General features: G+C 68.8%; 16 protein-coding genes and 3 pseudogenes. 1 reads left to right on the forward strand and 18 read right to left on the reverse strand.

Going from position 1 to position 19,080, the window contains the following annotated elements:
• Nucleotides 1-21: 21 nt before the first annotated feature.
• From L2X99_RS08240 to L2X99_RS08255, 4 genes and pseudogenes are all read right to left on the reverse strand, one after another.
• Nucleotides 22-1,317, reverse strand: coding sequence for a nucleotide sugar dehydrogenase (locus tag L2X99_RS08240; RefSeq protein ID WP_236135838.1), 1,296 nt, complete (start codon nucleotides 1,315-1,317; stop codon nucleotides 22-24).
• Between the two features lie 10 nt (nucleotides 1,318-1,327).
• On the reverse strand, nucleotides 1,328-2,407 hold the full coding sequence (gene wecB / locus L2X99_RS08245) for a non-hydrolyzing UDP-N-acetylglucosamine 2-epimerase (protein ID WP_236124125.1): 1,080 nt from the start codon (nucleotides 2,405-2,407) through the stop codon (nucleotides 1,328-1,330).
• Nucleotides 2,408-2,600: 193 nt separating this feature from the next.
• On the reverse strand, nucleotides 2,601-3,743 hold the full coding sequence (locus L2X99_RS08250; protein WP_236135839.1) for a hypothetical protein: 1,143 nt from the start codon (nucleotides 3,741-3,743) through the stop codon (nucleotides 2,601-2,603).
• Nucleotides 3,740-4,576, reverse strand: a pseudogene (locus tag L2X99_RS08255) (glycosyltransferase); the annotation flags it as partial. The gene L2X99_RS08250 and the pseudogene L2X99_RS08255, both read right to left, overlap by 4 nt.
• Before the next feature lie 74 nt (nucleotides 4,577-4,650).
• Between L2X99_RS08255 and L2X99_RS08260 the strand changes: the two are divergent.
• Complete coding sequence (locus L2X99_RS08260) at nucleotides 4,651-4,824, forward strand: hypothetical protein (protein ID WP_236135841.1); 174 nt, start codon at nucleotides 4,651-4,653, stop codon at nucleotides 4,822-4,824.
• A 79-nt stretch (nucleotides 4,825-4,903) separates the two neighbouring features.
• Here the strand turns inward: L2X99_RS08260 and L2X99_RS08265 are convergent, their stop codons facing one another.
• From L2X99_RS08265 to L2X99_RS08330, 14 genes and pseudogenes are all read right to left on the reverse strand, one after another.
• Complete coding sequence (locus L2X99_RS08265; protein ID WP_236124121.1) at nucleotides 4,904-6,208, reverse strand: glycosyltransferase; 1,305 nt, start codon at nucleotides 6,206-6,208, stop codon at nucleotides 4,904-4,906.
• Nucleotides 6,205-6,633, reverse strand: a complete 429-nt coding sequence (locus L2X99_RS08270) for a hypothetical protein (RefSeq protein ID WP_236124120.1) — start codon at nucleotides 6,631-6,633, stop codon at nucleotides 6,205-6,207. Before L2X99_RS08270 ends, L2X99_RS08265 begins: the two co-directional genes overlap by 4 nt.
• On the reverse strand, nucleotides 6,630-8,375 hold the full coding sequence (locus L2X99_RS08275; protein ID WP_236124119.1) for an ABC transporter ATP-binding protein: 1,746 nt from the start codon (nucleotides 8,373-8,375) through the stop codon (nucleotides 6,630-6,632). Before L2X99_RS08275 ends, L2X99_RS08270 begins: the two co-directional genes overlap by 4 nt.
• 42 nt (nucleotides 8,376-8,417) lie before the next feature.
• Nucleotides 8,418-9,403 (reverse strand): annotated as a pseudogene (locus tag L2X99_RS08280) (Gfo/Idh/MocA family oxidoreductase).
• Nucleotides 9,400-10,466 (reverse strand): annotated as a pseudogene (locus L2X99_RS08285) (DegT/DnrJ/EryC1/StrS family aminotransferase). Before L2X99_RS08285 ends, L2X99_RS08280 begins: the two co-directional pseudogenes overlap by 4 nt.
• Nucleotides 10,467-10,491: 25 nt before the next feature.
• On the reverse strand, nucleotides 10,492-11,103 hold the full coding sequence (locus tag L2X99_RS08290; protein ID WP_236124117.1) for an acyltransferase: 612 nt from the start codon (nucleotides 11,101-11,103) through the stop codon (nucleotides 10,492-10,494).
• An 81-nt stretch (nucleotides 11,104-11,184) separates the two neighbouring features.
• Nucleotides 11,185-12,351 carry a glycosyltransferase family 4 protein gene (locus L2X99_RS08295; protein WP_236124115.1) on the reverse strand — a complete coding sequence of 389 codons (1,167 nt, stop codon included), beginning with the start codon at nucleotides 12,349-12,351 and terminating at the stop codon, nucleotides 11,185-11,187.
• Nucleotides 12,348-12,755: a DUF2304 domain-containing protein gene (locus L2X99_RS08300; RefSeq protein ID WP_236135842.1), complete on the reverse strand. Its 408-nt coding sequence runs from the start codon at nucleotides 12,753-12,755 to the stop codon at nucleotides 12,348-12,350. The genes L2X99_RS08295 and L2X99_RS08300 overlap by 4 nt, the downstream gene beginning before the upstream one ends.
• Nucleotides 12,752-13,474: a glycosyltransferase family 2 protein gene (locus tag L2X99_RS08305; protein ID WP_236124111.1), complete on the reverse strand. Its 723-nt coding sequence runs from the start codon at nucleotides 13,472-13,474 to the stop codon at nucleotides 12,752-12,754. The genes L2X99_RS08300 and L2X99_RS08305 overlap by 4 nt, the downstream gene beginning before the upstream one ends.
• A gap of 32 nt (nucleotides 13,475-13,506) precedes the next feature.
• Nucleotides 13,507-15,435 carry a DUF6541 family protein gene (locus tag L2X99_RS08310; protein WP_236135843.1) on the reverse strand — a complete coding sequence of 643 codons (1,929 nt, stop codon included), beginning with the start codon at nucleotides 15,433-15,435 and terminating at the stop codon, nucleotides 13,507-13,509.
• Nucleotides 15,432-16,265: an ABC transporter ATP-binding protein gene (locus L2X99_RS08315; RefSeq protein WP_442923504.1), complete on the reverse strand. Its 834-nt coding sequence runs from the start codon at nucleotides 16,263-16,265 to the stop codon at nucleotides 15,432-15,434. The genes L2X99_RS08310 and L2X99_RS08315 overlap by 4 nt, the downstream gene beginning before the upstream one ends.
• Nucleotides 16,166-17,077, reverse strand: a complete 912-nt coding sequence (locus tag L2X99_RS08320; RefSeq protein ID WP_236135844.1) for an ABC transporter permease — start codon at nucleotides 17,075-17,077, stop codon at nucleotides 16,166-16,168. The genes L2X99_RS08315 and L2X99_RS08320 overlap by 100 nt, the downstream gene beginning before the upstream one ends.
• Before the next feature lie 46 nt (nucleotides 17,078-17,123).
• Nucleotides 17,124-18,590, reverse strand: coding sequence for an alpha-2,8-polysialyltransferase family protein (locus L2X99_RS08325; RefSeq protein WP_236135845.1), 1,467 nt, complete (start codon nucleotides 18,588-18,590; stop codon nucleotides 17,124-17,126).
• On the reverse strand, nucleotides 18,587-19,069 hold the full coding sequence (locus tag L2X99_RS08330) for an acylneuraminate cytidylyltransferase family protein (RefSeq protein WP_236135846.1): 483 nt from the start codon (nucleotides 19,067-19,069) through the stop codon (nucleotides 18,587-18,589). Before L2X99_RS08330 ends, L2X99_RS08325 begins: the two co-directional genes overlap by 4 nt.
• Between the last annotated feature and the right edge of the window lie 11 nt (nucleotides 19,070-19,080).

The raw sequence follows: 19,080 nt of genomic DNA on the forward strand, positions 1-19,080 counted from the left end.
TGAGCGGGGAGTGCGCAGGCGTCAGGCCGCGGCACCGACGACGATGCGCGGGGTTCCGGCCCAGAGCGCGGCATCCGTGGCATTGCGGCCGTCCACGAGCAGCTTGATCCCGGGGATCTGCGCCGGAGACATGGTCTTGTAGTCGGCGTGATCGGTCTGCAGGACCGCGAGCTCGGCGGCATCCCCGATCGCGAACGGCTCGAACCCGAGTCCGCGCAGCTCGTCATCGGTGTACAGCGGGTCGTGTACGAACACCTCGGCACCGCGCTGCTTCAGTGCCGCGACGGTCGGGAAGACCCCGGAGAACGCGGTCTCCTTCACACCCCCACGGTACGCAGCGCCGAGCACGACCGCACGGCGGCCGGTCAGATCGCCCAGCACCCCCGCGGCCTGCGCGACGAGTCGCTCCGGCATCGAGGCGTTGAACTGCCGCGCCACGCGGACGATGTCCGCATCAGGATCGGTCGAGAGGTACAGTCGCGGATACACCGGGATGCAGTGCCCGCCGACGGCGATGCCGGGACGGTGGATGTGGCTGTAGGGCTGCGAGTTGCACGCCTCGATCACCTTGTACACGTCGATCCCGTGGTTCGCAGCGAAGACGCCGAACTGGTTCGCGAGGCCGATGTTCACGTCACGGTAGGTCGTCTCGGCGAGCTTGGCCATCTCGGATGCCTCGGTCGAGCCGAGGTCCCACACGCCGTTCGGCTGGTTGAGGTCGGGACGCTCGTCGAACTGCAGCACCGCCTCGTAGAACTCACGAGCCCGACGCGTACCCTCATCGGAGAGCGCGCCGATGAGCTTGGGGTACTTGCGCAGGTCGGCGAAAACACGACCGGTGAGCACGCGCTCGGGCGAGTACACGACATGGAAGTCGACGCCCTCGGTGAGCCCGGAGCCCTCCTCCAGCATCGGCTTCCAGCGGGTGCGGGTGGTGCCCACAGGCAACGTGGTCTCGTACGAGACCAGCGTTCCCGGGGTCAGGTGCTCGGCGAGCGAACGCGTCGCGGAGTCCATGTACTTGAAGTCCGGCTCCCAGGTCTCGTCGTCCACGAACACGGGGGCGACGAGCACCACGGCATCCGCACCGGGGATGGCCTCGGCGTAGTCGGTGGTGGCGCGCAGGCGTCCGGCAGGGATCAGCTCGGCGAGCTTCTCCTGCAGGTGCGCCTCGCCTGGGAACGGCTCGACGCCGGAGTTGATCGTGTCGACGGCCCTCTGATTGACATCGACGCCGATGACGTCATGACCGGAAGAGGCGAACTGGACGGCGAGAGGAAGCCCGATCTTTCCGAGGGCCACGACGGCGATACGCATGGGCTCCAGTCTACGGGCGCGTTCCGGCGCCCGCGTGCATCAGCACCTCCACGACGCGCTCCGCGGCGTGGCCGTCGCCATATGGGGCAGCTTCCGTGTCGGCCGGGCGCGGGCGGGTCACGCCGGCCGCGATCTCCTCGGCGGTGTTGGCGAGCACATTCCAGCCGAGCTCGACCGTCTCCACCCATTCGGTCTCGGTGCGGACGGTCGTGCACGGCACGCGCAGCAGGAAGGCCTCCTTCTGCAGACCGCCGGAGTCGGTCACCACGCCGGCGCTGGACAGCGCGGCGGCGATCAGGTCGGGGTAGGCCAGCGGCGCATGCGCGATGAGCGTGCCCTGGTTCAGCTCGATGCCGTGGGTGGCAGCCTTGGCGACTACGCGAGGGTGCGCGAGCAGCACCACCGGCCGGTCGAGTCCGCCGAGCGCGGCGGCGATGTCGGCGAGGCGAGCCGGGTCGTCGGTGTTCTCGGCGCGGTGGATCGTGGCCAGATAGTAACCACCGGCGTCGAGGCCGAGTTCCTCGAGAAGCGCGGACGGCGCGGAGCCGACCTGATCGCGCACCTCGTACAGCACATCGGTCATGACGTCGCCGACCAGCACGGTGCGCTCGGCGAGGCCTTCGGTCGAGAGATGGTCGACGGCGACCTGGGTCGGCGCGAGCAGCAGATCGGCAGCGTGATCTGTCATCACCCGGTTGTGCTCCTCGGGCATCCGTCGGTTGAAGCTGCGGAGCCCCGCCTCGAGGTGCGCCACGGGGATGTGCATCTTCACGGCGCTGAGCGCGGCGGCGACGGTCGAGTTGGTGTCGCCGTAGACGAGCACCCAGTCGGGGCGGTGCTCGTCGAACACGCCGTCGAGGGCGGCGAGCATCGCGCCGGTCTGCACGCCGTGCGAACCGCTGCCGACGCCCAGGTGAACGTCGGGTGTACCGATGCCGAGGTCCTCGAAGAAGACGTCCGAGAGCATCGGGTCGTAGTGCTGGCCGGTGTGCACGATCACGTGCTCGACGCCGGCGGCGAGCGCGGCCTTGTGGATGGGAGCGAGCTTGACGAACTGCGGGCGCGCGCCCACGACGCTGACGATCTTCACGCGTTCAATCCTATGGTTCCCTCCTGCGGCTCCTGCCAGTCGGGGCATGCGGCACATCGCGCCGGATTCTCGACACGCATCGTGCGGATGATGTTGCGGAATGCACGTGGGCGCTGAGTCCAGGTTGCTGAGCAAAGCCGGGTATGCGGATCGGATCGCCCAGACGCGAGGCAGATCCCTCAGGACGGGGCGCTCATGCGATCAACCGACGAAGGATGCCCTCCTCCACCGCGATGTCGACATCGGAGGACATCTGCTCGGCGATGCGGTCCGCTGCCTGCTTGTATCCCCAGACCTGCTCCGGCGTCGTTCCCCGCAGCGCATCGACGAGGTCATCAGCGGAGTAGCCGGGGGTGATGACGCCGAGTCCGTGCTCGGTGATCAGTCTGTCCGTCTCGACGGAGGTGCCGTACACCATCCCCAGCCGTGCCTGGACGAAGTCGAAGAATTTGTTCGGCAGCATCAGCCGGTGGTTCGGGGTGTGCGGGGGCAGGAGGAAGATCCCCAGATCGTACGGATTGAGCGCTGCGGGGAGGTCGTCAGGTGCGACGGGCGGGTGGAGGGTGGTGCGCGGGGAGCGCTCGATCTGCTCCACGAGACTCTGCCAGTAGGCGTCGCCCTGCCTCGACGGGATCAGGAAGAGGTCGAGGGAGTAGCCGTCGCCGAGGCGGTCGACGGCGTCGATGATCGCCTCGATGTTCCGTCCGGGCACGGCCCCACCGCTGTGCACCAGCCGGATCAGCCCCTCGGCCACTGGGGTGGGCGCGAGTCCGGGGACGAACGGACGGGCGTTGCGGACAATCTCAGGCAGTAAGCCGAACTGCTCCTCGTACATCTCGGCGATCGACACGTTGATCGTCGTGGCGGCATCCACTCGCGGGAGGTACTGTTGGCACACCCAATGCATGAAAGGTGCCACCAGGAGCCGCCAGGACAGCACGTGCGTGCGCTCGGCAGGCGCCCACTCGTGCAGATCGCACCATATCCTCGGCGAGCCGGCCACCTCGAAGGCCAGCGGCAGTGACCGTGCCTCGTTGGCCACGACGATGTCGAACTCCCGCTCCCCCAGCAGTTCACGTGCCGCCTTCACCGCCGGCGCATCCAGCGCAACCGAAGCGAATCGCCGCAGGGCGAGCTTCGCCACCCCGATCGGAGTCTGCGGCAGCGAAGGCAGGGCGCGGTCGATCTCGAGATGGTCCGTTGCGACCTCCGGCCGATCCCCGTAGCACAGCGTCGTCACGTCACCATGGCGCGCGAGCACCTCTAGCTGCCGGAGCACGCGGGCATCACTGCGGACGTCGGAGAACGAGATGCAGAGAATGCGGGGGCGGCTCATGCGCGTCCTTCGATCAGATCGTGGTAGTGGCCGGCGAGCTCGCGGGCGCTGGCGCGCAGGCTCCGGCTCTCGACCACGAACTCGCGGGCCCTGCCGCTCATCGCCCGCCACTCGGTGTCCGGCAGAGTGAGAACGGACCGGATCGCATCGGCCAGCGCGGGCACGTCCCGCTCCGCGACCACAAGGCCGGTGCTGCCGTCCTGCAGCATCTCCGACGCCCCGCCCGAGTCGTACACGATCGCGGGGACGCCGGACGCCTGCGCCTCCAGTGAGACCAGGCCGGCCGCCTCGCGCCAGCGGCCAGACCGCTGGGTCGGCAGGACGAAGACCGTCGCCCCCGACAGCGCGGCGTGGACGCCTGCGCGATCCTGCGGTCCGCGGACGTCGATGTGCATGTGCTCTCGTGCCGCGGCCTCCGCCTCGCCTCGCAGCGGACCGTCTCCGACGATCACGAGTCCGTGCGGCACAGTGGCCGCCAGAGAAACGGAGGCCTCGAGGAGGTCCCGGATCCCCTTCGCCTGCGACAGTGCGCCGACGAACACCACCCGGGGTGGTGCGTCCCGCATGCCGGCAGTGGCCGGGCTGTAGAGATCCGTGTCTATCCCCTGATAGTGCACGACGACGCGTCCCGGATCCGCCCCGGCTTCGACGGCCTTTCCTGCGAGGTACTCGCTGACCGCGAGGATCCGGGTCGACGCGTCGAACGCGCTGCGCACGGTCCGCTGATGCCAGCGCAGCGTCGGACGTCCGAGGACGTTGCGCTCCGACAGCGGCGTCAACGGCACATACACATCGGCGCCGTGCACGGTGAGCAGCAGAGGAATCCCCGATCTCCGCGCCGCCGCGACCGGCGGGCTGCGACCAGTTCGCGAAGTGCTGGTGCACGACGGCCGGCTCCCATCGCCGGATGTCGCGCCGCATGCGCCCGAACAGCAGCGGCAGCGCTCTCTCGCGCTGGGACCAGGTGCGTCGGCCCTCCGCGAAGGGCGTGCCGGTCGAGGCGTCGTTGATGCGGATGGCTCGTGAGACCTCTGGGTCGGTGATCTGGGTCGCCATCGAGAAGAATGCGAAGTCGAACTGATCCGAGAGCGCCATCGCGTGCTGCACCGCGAAGTAGGTCGGCGGGATCCGCAGTGACCCCTTGGTCAGGGCGATCCGTGTCATGCGGCACCCTCCACCAGTCCGCGCAGCGCGTCGATGCGAGGAACCAGCTGTGCGCGGCGGGCGAACTGCGCGCCCCACTGCTGCGCTGCGGCCCGCTCCTCAGGCGTCTGGCGGGCGGCGATCCCCGCCATGGCGATCAGCGCGTCGGCGATGTCCTCCGGAGCCAGCGACCGGGTGCCGACCCAGCCGGGAGCATCCCGCACGACGTCGGTCGCCGCATTCCCGGGATCGTGCACCGACACGATCGGGATGCCGGTGGCCGCGTACTCGTAGACCTTGCCGCTCGTGACGTACTTTCCGGTGCCCAGCGCGAGGACCAGCGCGTCGAAGCCGGCGTACGTCTCGCCGATGCGGGACTTGCTGACCGGGCCGCGGAAGATCACACCGTCGCCGGCCGCTTCAGCCAGCGCATCCGCCGCCGTCCCTGTGCCGGAGTGCCCCACGTATCCGTGGATCACCAGCCGGTCCGCCGCAGCGATCGTGCCGCGCTCCCTGGCCAGGCGCCACGCCCTCACAAGCGGCTCGACGGGCACCTGGTCCGACATGGTCCCGATGTATCCGAACACCACGCCTTCATCTCGGCCGGGGCGCACCGGAACCGCGAGTGGCACCTCGTACTCGTCGTAGCCGTTCGCGACGACGTGCATCCGCTCCGCGAGACCGAAATTCTGCGCATGCCAGGCGCGGATCGGTTCGTTCACGAACCATATCTCGGCCGCGCCGGCCAGTAGCCGCCGCTCCGTCCTGGCCCGCCCCGGCACCAGGCTGCCGAGTGCCTCGCCGGTGAACACGTCGAGTCCCCAGGCGTCGCGGTAGTCCATCACGTACGGGACGCCGAAGCGACGCGACAGGTGGGCGCCCGCTGTGAAATCGACGTTTGGGTTGGCCGTGCCGATCGCCAGGTCGACGGGCCGCTGAGCGTGCACCGCTGCCGCAGCCCTCTCGAGACGCGGCCGCCACCGGCCGTAGGTCAGCTCGGGGAAACGCAGGAGATCCCGCATCCGTTCGACGCCGCGCCACATCTCGATATTGCGCGCTCGGAAACGACTCCAGCGGTGCAGATCGCTGAGGTGGGCGGTCGAACCGGGGTCGACGCGCAGCACTCGCACACCGGACGCCAGCTGCTCCTCGAGAGACGCGTCCACACCGGTGCTGGACTCGAAGATCTCGCGCGGGACCGTCAGCACGGTCACGTCCCATCCGTCGGCGGCGAAGGCGTTCACCGTCGCGAGCGCGCGGTACACGCCGCCCGCGCGGCTCGGCGGGAAGCTCCACGCGGTGTACAGCAGGTGCGGTCTCATCCGGCGGCCCTCCCCTGCAACTCCTTCGTCGCCGCGGCATAACCGGCGACCGCGGGTACGGTCGCTCGTCGCGCGAGCTGCCAGGTCGCATAATTCGCGTCGCGGTCCCCCGCGACGAGCAGATCCGCGTCGTGGAGGAACGGATCGATTCGCCCGTCCGCTCGCACGGCGCGCCAGAAGCGGGCGCCGCGGTCGAGCGGCGACGCGCGGAGGATCATCCGCTGCGCGGCGCCGCCCTGCAGCAGCGCACTGATGCGATCGCCCAGCCGGCCCCCGACGCCGTGCGGCAGTTCGACGACGACGGCGTCCTGCCTGGCGCGCGCGTCCTCCGCGACTGTCACGAACCGGATCTGCACACCTTCGGGGAGTGCACCGAGCGGCTCCAGAGGGATCGCCCCCGCCGTCGTCACGACAACGACGTTCACGCCAGCCCTGCCAGTCGTGCCTGGGCGGCGAACGCCGGGTTGGATGCCACGACCTCGTCGAACGTCCCCTGCGCACCGATGGTGCCATCCTGCATGAAGACGATCTGATCGTACTCACGGATAGTGCTGAGGCGATGGGCGACAGCGATGACCGTCACGTCGCCGCGGAGTTCTCGGATCGCCTCGGCGACATCCGCCTCCGTCTTCGTGTCGAGGGCACTGGTCGCCTCGTCGAGGACGAGCACCAGCGGATCGTTGTAGAGGGCTCGCGCGATGCCCAGCCGTTGCCGCTGACCGCCCGACAGGCTCAGGCCGCGCTCGCCCACCCGGGTGTCGAGGCCGTCGGCCCGGCTCTCGATGACGCTCCACAGCTGGGCGCGGCGAGCGGCCTCCTCGACGCGGATCCTGTCGTAGTCGTCGCTCCAGGTGAGCGCGATGTTCTGCGCGATCGTGCCGTCGAAGAGGGTCACCTCCTGGGGGACGTAGCCGACATGAGTCCGCCATGCCCTCAGCACGTCGCCCAGGGGCCGGTCGTCGATGCGGATGGTCCCCGCGGTCGGCGTGAGCAGCCCCAGCAGCAGGTCGACGAGCGTCGACTTGCCCGCGCCAGATGCGCCCGCAATGCCGACGGTGCTGCCGAGCGGAATGTCGAGTGAGACGTCGCGCACCGCTGCGACGGCGCTGCCGGGGAAGGCGAAACTGACCTCCTCGAGGCGAAGCGCCTGCGGATCCTGCGGCAGCGGATCGTGCCCGAGCTTCTCGCGATCGGCGTGGTACTTCTTCGACTCCTCGACGTCGGCGATGACGAGTTCGACGTACGGTGCGGCCGTCGTCGTGCGCGTCAGCACCGTCTGGAACCCTGTGAGCGAGGGCACCAGGCGGAATCCGGCGACACCGAACACGGCGACGGCCGAGATCGTCGCGTTCATGTCGCCGCCGTTGGTGAGGTAGGCGCCACCGCCGACGACGATGAACCCGCCGATGATCGCAGCGTCGAAGACGAAGCGAGGGACGGCTGCGAGGAAGCTCGAGTTCGCGCGCGCCTGCGACGTTCGCGAGCGCGTCTCACCCACCACCCTGGTCACCTCATCCGCCTTGTCGCGGAGGGTGATCTCTTTGAGCGAGGCGATCATCCCAGAGATCAGCGCGGCCACGCGCAGTGAGGAGTCACGTGCGACTCTGGCGGCCTGCCGTGTCTTGCCACTCAGCACGAAGTACTGGAGCAGCGCGATGCCGCCGAGGTACACGATTGTGATGAGTGCGGTGATCGGCTGGGCCACGACGATGACGGCGACGACCCCGACCGAGGTGACCAGCAGACCGGGCAAGGTCGTGACGGGCAGCAGGAAGCCGGCCACGACGTTCGCGATCGCGCTGTCGGTCATCGCCACGATCTGCGCGCTGTTGCGGGAGATCCGATCGGTCCAGGACGACCGGATATAGGCGCCGAACAGCTCCTGGCCGACGGCGAGCTCGTAGCTGGCGAAACGCCGCGTGGCTATCCACTGCAGCCAGACGTTCGCCGCGGACTTGGCGATGACCACGGCTGCCAGGATGAGGATCAGCCAGACCAGGCGGTCCTGCGGAATCGTTCCGATCACCGGCAGGGACGCACCCTCGCCGGCCACTGTTCCCGCAAGCGTGAGGGCGAGCAGCATCAGAGCTGTGACATCGATGATCGCGAGCACCGCGGACACGACGCCGAACACGAGCAGGAATCTGCCTGCGGACGCCGGAAGCATCGGTAGCAGCCGTCGAAGAGTGCGAAAGATCTCACGCATGAATCAGAGGCGCACGGAATCGCCGGTGCGGGCGGAGTCGAGGGCGGCCTCGACGACGGCGAGGGTGCGCTGTCCCTGCTCCATCGTGACGACGTCGGTCTTCTGCCCGAGCACGGCGTCGCGGAACGCCTCGTGCTCGACGCGCAGCGGCTCGCGCTTGGCGAATGCGTAGCGGGTGACGTCGCCCTCGGACACGCCGCGGAAGCTGGAGACGGATTCCCACTCCAGCGGGATGGTGCCGTTCGCGTAGAAGGTCAGGTCGCCGGTGGAGGTGTCCGCGACGAATGCGCCCTTCTCCCCGTCACGACCGTGACCCGCTCCTTCATCGGCGAGAGCCAGTTCACGATGTTGTTCACGATCACACCCGACGCGGTGCGGCCGGTGATCGTGATCATGTCCTCGTGCTCGCGGCCGGACTTGAACGCGGTCTGCGCGAACACCCGCTCGTAGTCGGACTGGACCACCCACGCGGTCAGGTCCACGTCGTGCGAGGCGAGGTCCTTGGCCACACCGACGTCGGCGATGCGGGCGGGGAAAGGCCCCTGCCGGCGGGTCGCGACCTGATAGACCGCGCCGAGCTCCCCGGCCTCGATGCGGCGTCGCAGCTCCTGCAGCGCCGGGTTGAACCGCTCGATGTGTCCGACTGCGCCGACCAGACCGGCGTCCGCGAACGCGTCGACCATGCGCTGACCCGCCTCAAGGCTGTGCGCGATCGGCTTCTCGACCAGCGTGTGCACCCCGGCTGCGGCCAGCTTCAGCGCAGCGTCCTCGTGGAACCGGGTCGGCACGGCGACGACCGCGAGGTCGATGCCCTCGCCGATCAGCGCGTCGATGTCGGGCAGGATGCGCAGGTCACCGGCGACGCCGTGCGGGTCGCCGCCCGGATCGGCGATCGCGACCAGCTCCACCCCGTCCACCTCGCGCAGCACCCGCGCATGGTGGCGGCCCATCATCCCGACGCCGAGCAGACCGGCCCGCAGAGCCATCAGGCCCCCGCCCCCGCGACGGCGTTCACCGCAGCGACGATGCGGTCCAGGTCGTCCTGCGACAGCGACGGATGCACCGGCAGCGAGACGACCTCGCGTGCCGCGCGCTCGGTCTCGGGCAGGTCCAGACCCGGTGCGTACGGCGCCAGTGAGGGCAGCCGATGATTCGGGATCGGGTAGTACACCCCGCACCTACATTGTGCTCGGCCTTCAGCGCGGCGACGAATCCATCCCGGTCCTCCGGAACACGGACCGTGTACTGGTGGTACACGTGCACCGCCCCCTCCGCGACCGGCGGCACGACGACTCCCTGCAGGTTGGCGTCGAGGAAGGCGGCGTTCTGCTGGCGCTGCGCGGTCCAGGCATCCACCTTCGTCAGCTGCACCCGCCCGATGGCCGCGTGGATGTCCGTCATGCGAGCGTTGAACCCGACGACCTCGTTCTCGTACTGACGCTCCATGCCCTGGTTGCGCAGCAGCTTCAGCATCCGGGCGATCTCGTCGTCCGCCGCCGACACCATGCCGCCCTCGCCGCTGGTCATGTTCTTCGTCGGATACAGGCTGAACATCGCGAACTGCCCGAACGTGCCCACCGGACGCCCGTCCAGCGACGCGCCATGAGCCTGCGCCGCATCCTCGTACAGCGCCACGTCCCGCTCGGCCGCCACGGCCTCCAGCTCCCGCATCCGGGCCGGGTGCCCGTACAGGTGAACCGGCAGGACGCCCTTCGTCTTCGTCGTGATCGCCGCGGCCACCGCCGCGGGGTCGAGCGAGAACGTCTCCGGCTCGATGTCGACGAACACCGGCGTCGCACCGGTCAGCGCGACCGAGTTACCCGTCGCGGCGAACGTGAACGACGGCACGATGACCTCATCACCCGGGCCGACATCGGCGGCCAGCAGGCCGAGGTGCAGTCCCGCGGTGCCACTGTTCACCGCCACAGCAGGACGACCCTGCACGAAATGTGCAGAGAACTCGCTCTCGAAAGCAGCGACCTCAGGGCCCTGCGCGACCATGCCACTGCGCAGCACCCGATCGACAGCCTCACGCTCCTCATCACCGATGATCGGCTTCGCCGGGGAATGAACTCGCTCATGCGCTCTCCTTCGTCAGGACTCCGTCGTTCTCCGCATAGCGGTCACCGCTCTGCGGGCAGATCCAGCTTCCGGCCCCTTCACCGGCGGTCAGCGGCACGCCGGCCTCGCCGACCCATCCGATGCGCTTCGCCGGGACGCCGGCGACCAGCGCGTGGGCGGGCACGTCCTTGACGACGACCGAGCCGGCGGCGACGGTCGCCCAGGCGCCGATCGTGACCGGGGCCACACAGGTGGCGCGGGCGCCGATCGCTGCACCCTTCTCGATGATCACGCCGACGGGTTCCCAGTCGTGCGCGCTCTTGAGCGTGCCGTCCGGGTTGATGGCCCGCGGGTACGTGTCGTTGGTCAGAACCACAGCCGGGCCGATGAAGACGCCGTCGCCGAGCCGGGCGGGCTCGTACACCAGCGCGTAGTTCTGCACCTTGCAGTTGTCGCCCAGTACGACGCCGGGACCGATGTAGGCGCCGCGTCCGATGATGCAGTTCTCGCCGAGCTGCGCTTGCTCGCGCACCTGCGCGAGGTGCCAGATGGATGAGCCGTCGCCGACGGCGGCGTCTGCGGAGACATCGGCGGACTCGACGATGCGCACGCGGGAAGGGGTGGTCACTGAACGCTCCTCGTGATGGCACCGCCGGATGCGGGACCGAGATCTGGCACTGATTCTATCGTCCGGTGCGTGAGCGACAGCTCAACGACCGTAGGCCGCATCGTGGATCACCGCGGCCACGCGATCCGCGACGGCGTCGAGCGAGACGGACTTCCGCGCCCACTCCGCGCGCTCCATGCGGCGCTGCTCCGACAGCCCCGAAGCGCGCTCACCAAGCAGTTGCCGCATGCCTTCGGCCACCGCCTCCGCACGAAACTCGACCGCGCATCCCAACCCGGCCTGTCGAACCAGGTCTCCGCCGGCGGCGGCCCCGGCGAACAGCACCGGGGTTCCGACGGCGGCGGCCGCATAGGTCTTCGTCGGCTTGGCGAAGTCGTACCCGATGCCCGGGACGATGCTGACCAATGCTCCGGCCGCGCCACGGATCCACCGAGCGGACTCCGCAGGGCTGACCACGCCGCCGAACTCGACACGTCCCGGCACGATCCGCTCCGCCAGCTCCCTCAGCTCGGCCTCGACGCTGCCCTGCCCGAAGAAGCGGATCTTCACGTCCGACTCCTCGGCGATGAGGGCGAGTGCCTCGATGAACACCGACGGGCGCTGCCACTCCGACATCGTTCCTGTGTAGACGAAGTAATCGTCGGCAGCCTCGGGCAGGGGAACCTCCGGAGAGAAGACCGATGTGTCGATGCCGTTGCCCACCGTGGCGATACGTGCAGGATCGGCGCCCAGCGCCTCCAGCCGTTCCGTCACCTCGGACGAGACCGAGATGATCCGGGCGGAGCGGGCGAGCACGAAGCGCTCCATGGCGCGCATCGCCCACACCACGGGAGCCGCCGCTCCCATCGAGATGACGCCGTCCGTCCAGACGTCCGCAGCGTAATACACGACAGGCCGACGCTTCAGGGCCGACATCGCCCAGACCACGAGAGCCGTCGTCGGCGGTGACTCCGCGACGGCGACGTCGTAGCGCCCGCGGATCAGCCGGAACGCCAACGGCACGTCGAAGCTGGCGTACTGCAGGTATCCCCGTACGTTGCCGCCGCTGTCCCGCAGCACCGCTCTGCGGTCCACTCGCACGCCGACGGGATCGGCCAGGCCCGGTGCATGCGCCGGCGGCACCGTTGTGAGCACACGCACCGCGTCTCCGCTGCGCACCAGCGCCCGCGCGAGGGCGCCGAGGCGGAACGCCCCGGCGCTGACCTCCGGCGGGAAGAGCCGGGAAGCGATCAGGACCCGGGAGGTCATCGCCCGCCCTCGGGATCACCGGACGGACCGACGGAGTCGTCCTCGGCGGCACGCTGCTCGAGCACGCGCAGCCGCTCGGCTTGGAAGGCCGACTGCTCGGCGAGCGCCCGGAGCTTCTCCTCGATCCGGGTGAGCTCCGCGCCGTACTGCAGGCTCACGAGGAACAGCAGGCCGATGGCGACGAAGAAGACGAGGTTGACCGGTACGACGATCCCGAGCAGCGAGGCAGCCCAGCCGAGCGTCTGCGGGAACACGGCGATGATCAGCGCGAGGATCCCTCCGACGAACCACCACACGGCATGCCGCTCGCGCAGCGTACCGCGCCGCATGAGCTCGATGATGGCGATCAGCGCGAGCACTGCCGCGACGATGCCGAACGCATAGGTGATCGGGTTGAGCATCATGCCTCCGATCCGGTTCTCGGCCTGATCATGGCCAGCCCGAAGGCGGCGCAGGCGCGGACGAGGTACACGGCCGCCCGGACCGGACGGTGCGACGGCGCGCCGGCCTGGCGTTCCCGCATCACGACGGGCACCTGGCGCACGGTCATGCCGGAGCGCGCGGCGATCACGAGGGCCTCGACGGTGTCGCCGAGATACTCCGCCGGGAAGTTGTCGGCGAACAGCGCCACAGCGCGCGGGCCCGCCGCCTTGAAGCCGCTCGTGACGTCTGTCAGACGCGTCTTCGCGACTCTGCTGAGCACCGTGGCGAGGATACGCATGGCCCAGCGCCGCGGTCCGCGCACTCCGTAGTCGCCGATTCCGGCGAAGCGCGCCCCGATGACGAGGTCGGCGCTGTCCAGCGCACGTATCAGCTCAGGGATCTGCACAGGGTCGTGCTGTCCGTCGGCGTCGACCTGCACCACGACGTCGAAGCCGCGAGTCCTGGCGAAGCGGAATGCCGCCCGCATCGCGCCGCCCACGCCCAGGTTGAACGGCAGGGACAGCACGGTGGCCCCGGCCGCCCTCGCGCGGTCGGCCGTCGCATCGCTGGAGCCGTCGTCGATCACGACACAGCTGCTCCCCGGAAGAGCACGGCGCACCGCGCGGACCACGTCCGCGACGGAATCCTCCTCGTTCAGCGCCGGGATGGCGACGAGAACAGACTGATCAACCGGACGCATCGACTCTGATCCTAGCCATCCGGCCGAAGAGCTCACTGAGCGCACGCCGTGATCCGCCACAGCGACGCGTCCCCCACCCCGGTAACGCGCTCGAAGCCAGGCTGGCCGGCGAAGTCCGTCATGCCGGGCATGATGTATCGCCCCGGCTCGTCCTCCCCTGGGCCGAAGTCGAGCACGTACGCCGGATCACCGTAGGCGCGCAGCGCCTCGCACACAGCAGGATCGGTGGCCCCGTCCCGCAGTCCCTCCGCGAGCACCTGCCAGGGACCGCTCGACGGCGGAGCCCAGGTGCGCGGATACACGTCGACTCCGCTGAAGAAGTACCCGAATCCCATGCCCGTGCTCGGATTGCCGATCACCCTCGCACCGGGCTCGACGTACTCGTCGAGCTTCTCGAGCAGCGCCCGCTCATCGATGCTGAGGTAGCTCTCCGCGGTCACGTCGTACCGGGACTCGTCGTCGAACCCGCCGGTGCGGAAGTTCGGCATCGCCACGGGGCGGAGCAGAACGACGACGAGCATGAACACGGTCGTCGCGACCAACCCGAGGACCGCCCATCGCGCGCCGTCAGCGTCCTTCTTGAGCAGGCGTGCTGCACCGCGGACGATCGCGTCGGCGCCAAGCGCCGCGAGCGGGATGACCACCACGGGGGCCAGCGCGGCTATCCGGTACGGGTCGGCGTACCAGGCGCCGAGGATGTCGATGCGGAAGACGTCCCGACCCGCCGAGGCGACGAGCACGTACAGCGCCGAGACGCCCAGCCAGGAGACGGCGAACCAGCGCAGCGGCGCACGGCGCACGGCGACGATGAGGCCGACGATCATGAGTGTGCTCACGCCGAAGGCGAAGGGGATGCCGACCTGACCGTTGAGCAGCACGTCGACGACGGCGGCGCTCTTCCCGCGGAACGGCGGCCAGTGCGAGCCGCTCGTGCCCTGGGCGAGATACCACCAGACGCCGCCGAAGACGACCCAGATCCCGACCAGCACAGCGATCGCCCATCCTCGGCCGACGGGGGCACCGGCGCGGAGCATACGGAATGTCAGCCACACCAGGCTGATGGCGGCCCAGGGAAGGAACGCCGCAGGCTGGGAGAGCAGCAGAGACCCCGCCGCGACCAGGACGAGCAGCGCGCCCCGCGCGGCATCCCGCCACACCCCTCTGCCCCCGCGCAAGACTGGCAGAGAGGCCACCAGTGCGACACCCGCCGGGATGAGCGCGGTCGACAGGGCGTTCGGGAACAGCACACCCCACTGGAACATCAGCAGCGGGAAGGTCTGCAGCGCCCCTGAGAGCACCGCCGCGTACGCGGTGACGGTCGCAGAGCCTGTGAGGACACGCGCGAGCCAGGCGATCCCGAGCGGCCACATCACGGCGCCGATCACCAGAGTCAGGATGTTCGCGGCCACCGGGATGGTCGTGCCGCTCATCATCACGATCAGTGAGACGACGCCGTGCCAGGCGGCCGGGTAGAAGCTGTGGCCCCCGATCACCGCATTGACGTGCAGTGACGAGGCGTCGGCGGTCTCCAGGATGTACCGCACCGCGTTCAGGTGGAACACGTCGTCGTTGGTCTGCGAGATCCCCGCCGGATCGTGGATGTAGCCGATCAGCCGCCAGGCGGAGAACAGGACACCGGCGGCGAGGGCGACGGGGAGCAGCCATCGATGCGGCTCCCTGGTCCGCGTCGGCATCCGGTTCCCGAGCATCCATCCCAGCGCGGCGGCGAGCAGAATCACCGCGAGGCTGCCGACGCCCCAGCTCAGTGGCGACCATGGCACGCCGATCATGCCGAAGATCAGCGCGAGGACCGCTGTCGAGGCGACGGAGAAGACCGGGGCGAAGGCGAGGAGCGCAAGTCCGCGCAGGCCCGCGGCGAGCATCGCGAGCACGCCGGGTACGAACACGACGAACAGCGCGGTGAGGAGCACCGGGGTCTGCAGCATCCAGGCGCCGATCATGCGTCCACCAGCTCGATCGCCCCCTCGACGCCGCCGTCGTAGACGACCTCGCCCTTCGAGATCACCACGCCGCGGGTGCACAGCTGGCGCACCATCTCCATGTCGTGGCTGACGACCACCAGGGTCTTACCCGCCGCGATGAGCTCCTCGAACTTCAGTCGGCACTTCTCCCGGAAGGGGGCGTCGCCGACCGAGAGGATCTCGTCGACCAGCAGCACGTCGAGCTCGACGTGGATCGCGACCGAGAAGGCGAGGCGCATGAACATGCCCGAGGAATAGTGCTTCACCTCCTGGTCGATGAACTGCTCGATCTCGCTGAACGCGACGATCTCGTCGTACCGCGCTTCGATCTCATGGCGCTTCATGCCGAGGATCGCGGCGTTCAGGAACACGTTCTCGCGGCCGGAGAGTTCGGGGTGGAATCCCGCGCCCACTTCGATCAGCCCGGCGACGCGACCGCGGGTGAGCACCTGCCCGTCGTCCGGTTCCATGACCCCCGAGACCAGCTTGAGGAGAGTGGACTTGCCGGAGCCGTTCATCCCGAGGACGGCGACGGATTCGCCCTCGCCGATCACGAGATCGATGCCCTTGAGCGCCTCGAAGACGCTGGTCGTCTTGCGGCGCCGGATCCACGCCACCACGGTGTCCTTCAGCGAGAACGCGTGATTGAGCAGGAACGTCTTGCGGACGCCGTCGATGATGATGCTGGGCTTCACAGCCGTCTGAGCGCTCATAGATCCTGGGCGAACCTTCCCTCGAGGCGGCGGAAGACGAGCTGCCCGAGCAGCAGGGTGATCACCGCGATCAGGAAGGTCCAGAGAGTGTTCCATGCCAGACCGGGAGGCAACGGGATCATCCCGTCCAGCCCCACGGATGCAGGGCGCCAGAAGGCGTAGTGGAACAGCTCGACCCCCTGGGTGATCGGATTGAGCATGTACAGCTCGACGACCCAGGACGGCCAGTGCAGCTTGTCGACGACGGCGGTCTGCACCATCGTCCAGGAATACAGCACCGGAGACGCCCAGGTCGCGAGCAGCAGCATGAGCTCGACGATGTTCTCGGCGTCGCGGTAGCGCACGTTCAGGGCGCCGAAGAACAGACCGAGTCCGAGCGAGAACAGCATGACGATGATCATCCCGGCGAAGATCGCACCGATCGCGAGCAGTGGCACATGCGTGATCCAGCCCATGAGCAGGCAGACCAGCAGCAGCAGGCCGACCTGGGGCAGAAAGTGCACGAAGGCGACGATGATCGCCGACACCGCGAACAGCTGACGCGGGAGGAACACCTTGCGGACCAACGGAGCATTGCCCACGATCGAGGTCGTCGCGTTCTTGAACCCCTCCGAGAAGAGGTTGATCATGACGATGCCCGAGAACAGGTACACCGCGTAGTTCGGGACCCTGTTCATATTGAGGAACAGTCCGAGCACCACCCAGAACACCAGGAACTGCGCAGCGGGACGCACGTACGACCAGGTCCACCCCAGCACGGAGTTGCGGTACCGGGTGGTCACACCGGTGCGCACCAGGAGGCGCAGCAGATAGCGCCAGCGCACCACATCGATCAGTCCGTGGCTCTGGCCCGGGATGTCGAATTCGGAGCGCGGGACGACGGCGAAAAGTTCTCGGGTGTCGGTCACGGTCCCACTCACTCGGCGGCGACGACCGGTGCCGTCGCGGACGTCATCATCCTATGGCACCGTTCTGAGAGCCCGAGAGACGCGCGTCCAGCCAGGATGCGAACCTCTCGCGCGGGTTCGGAGCCCAGATGTCGGGTTCGGACGAGGCCGTCGAGGTGTTCCGCTCCGGCAGTGTGCGCACGCGCGCAGCCGCCTCCGACGCATCGCCGATCCGTACGCCGAACGCATCGCCGATGACGTTCTCCGCGAAGGCGCTGTCCCGGGCGATGACCTCGCACCCGAACGCGCTTGCCTCAAAGAGGACCGTACTGGCCACACCGATGACGACGGCCGATTGCTTGAGTGACTCGTAGACGTCGGGGGCCTCGTCGATCATCACCCCCGCAGCGGCGGAGATGCGGGGGTATCTGCTGTTCGTCGCGGCTCGCTCACCGGGGTGCGGCCGGAACAAGATCGACCACTCGGCTCCGAGCGCGGCACGGAGCCCGATCACGAACTCGTCGGTCTTCTCCGGTTCAGCACGCGACGAGACGACGAGGATCTGCTGCGGACGCGCACCGGAGGCAGCCGCGATCTGCCTCTCCAGATGCGGCTTGCCGATCGCTGTCACCTGCCCCGGGTGACGGATCGAGTCCGACCAGAACGTTCCGAAGGTCAGCACCTCGTCCGGCAGCGTCCGCCTCAGCTCCGGCGCGTCGAACGCGCGTCCGTAGTTGTATGCGGCGTGCGACGGGCCGATCCACCCGTGCTGCGGCTCGACCACATAGGCCCCGGCGTCCTTGAAGAGCCCTACCGTCTCTCCGTGATAGGTGTAGGAGCCGTTGTCGTAGAACACGATGCGCGGACGCATGCGTTCGAGCATCCGTTCCAGCTCCGCGCGCTGATGTGGGCGCTGCTGCTCTTCTCGGACGACTCCCGCTCCGATCCGGGAGAACGTCTCGGCGGGCACCTCCAGCAGGCGTGCGAACTCGGAGAACAGCCGATCCATCTCGGCGCTGAACCCCGACGGCAGCGAGCTGCCCCTCGCCCGCCACCGGGCCCGCGCGATGGCAGGCTCCATGCTCAGCGTCGGACGGAAGACGGGCCGTCCGAGAGCGGACGGCAGCGGCCTGACCTGGACGACGACCGCATCGGGCGCAGCCGCGGCGAAGTCGTCGACCAGCCAGTTGCGCGCCAGCCCGTCCTCGGCGGCGAGCGTGCCGCCCGCGACGTAGAAGCACACTTCATGGGGTCGTGCCCGGCGGACCGCATCCCATCCACTGGGAAGGAACCCTCTCGCAACGCGCTTGAGCTCCTTCGCACGGGTCCACTCGCTCGCCGAGGACACCTCCACGCTGCCCGTCTGCTGCGCGGACATCGCCCAGAACATCTGCATCCTGGCCCGTGCCCAGAACGGCACCGTCATGCCCGGAAGCACGTCGAGCAGGACGTCGGGAGCTCTGTCCTCGAGATCGAGGAACGTCCGCATCGTCGCCGAGGTCCTGGCGTCGATGTCGCCCGTGCCTGTGCTCACAGATCCTCCCGCTGCCCCATGAGCCACTCGACGATCCGGAAGTCGAACTCGCTGTCCACGTCTATGGACCGCTCGGCCGGCATCTCGTAGAGGATCGTGGAGGGGAAGAAGACCACTTGGTCGTCCAGCAGCGCCCCACGCCGCCAGACGTAGATCGACCCGTTCATGTCGAAGCACCGCGGGGCGTCCTGCCGTCGCAGCACCGCATCGTCGGGCTTCTTGCTGACCGCGACCGTTCCGTCGGGCTGCTCCTCGACGAGATTGAAATACGGGTTCCGACGCGCCTCCGCGCCGGTGATCAACGAGTCCGCGGTTCCGTCCTCGAACATCCGCACCGCCGTGCGGATGTCGTCGAGGGTGCGCAGTGGGCTGGTCGCATCGAGGTCGACGCACACGTCGAACGTGAGTCCGGTGCTCTCCTCGGTCGCGCGGACCGCGTGAGCGATCGCCGGCACCTTGCCTGCGGTGTCCGTGGCCATCTCGGGGGCCG

This window comes from Microbacterium sp. KUDC0406 (assembly GCF_021582875.1).
GTDB lineage: Bacteria > Actinomycetota > Actinomycetes > Actinomycetales > Microbacteriaceae > Microbacterium.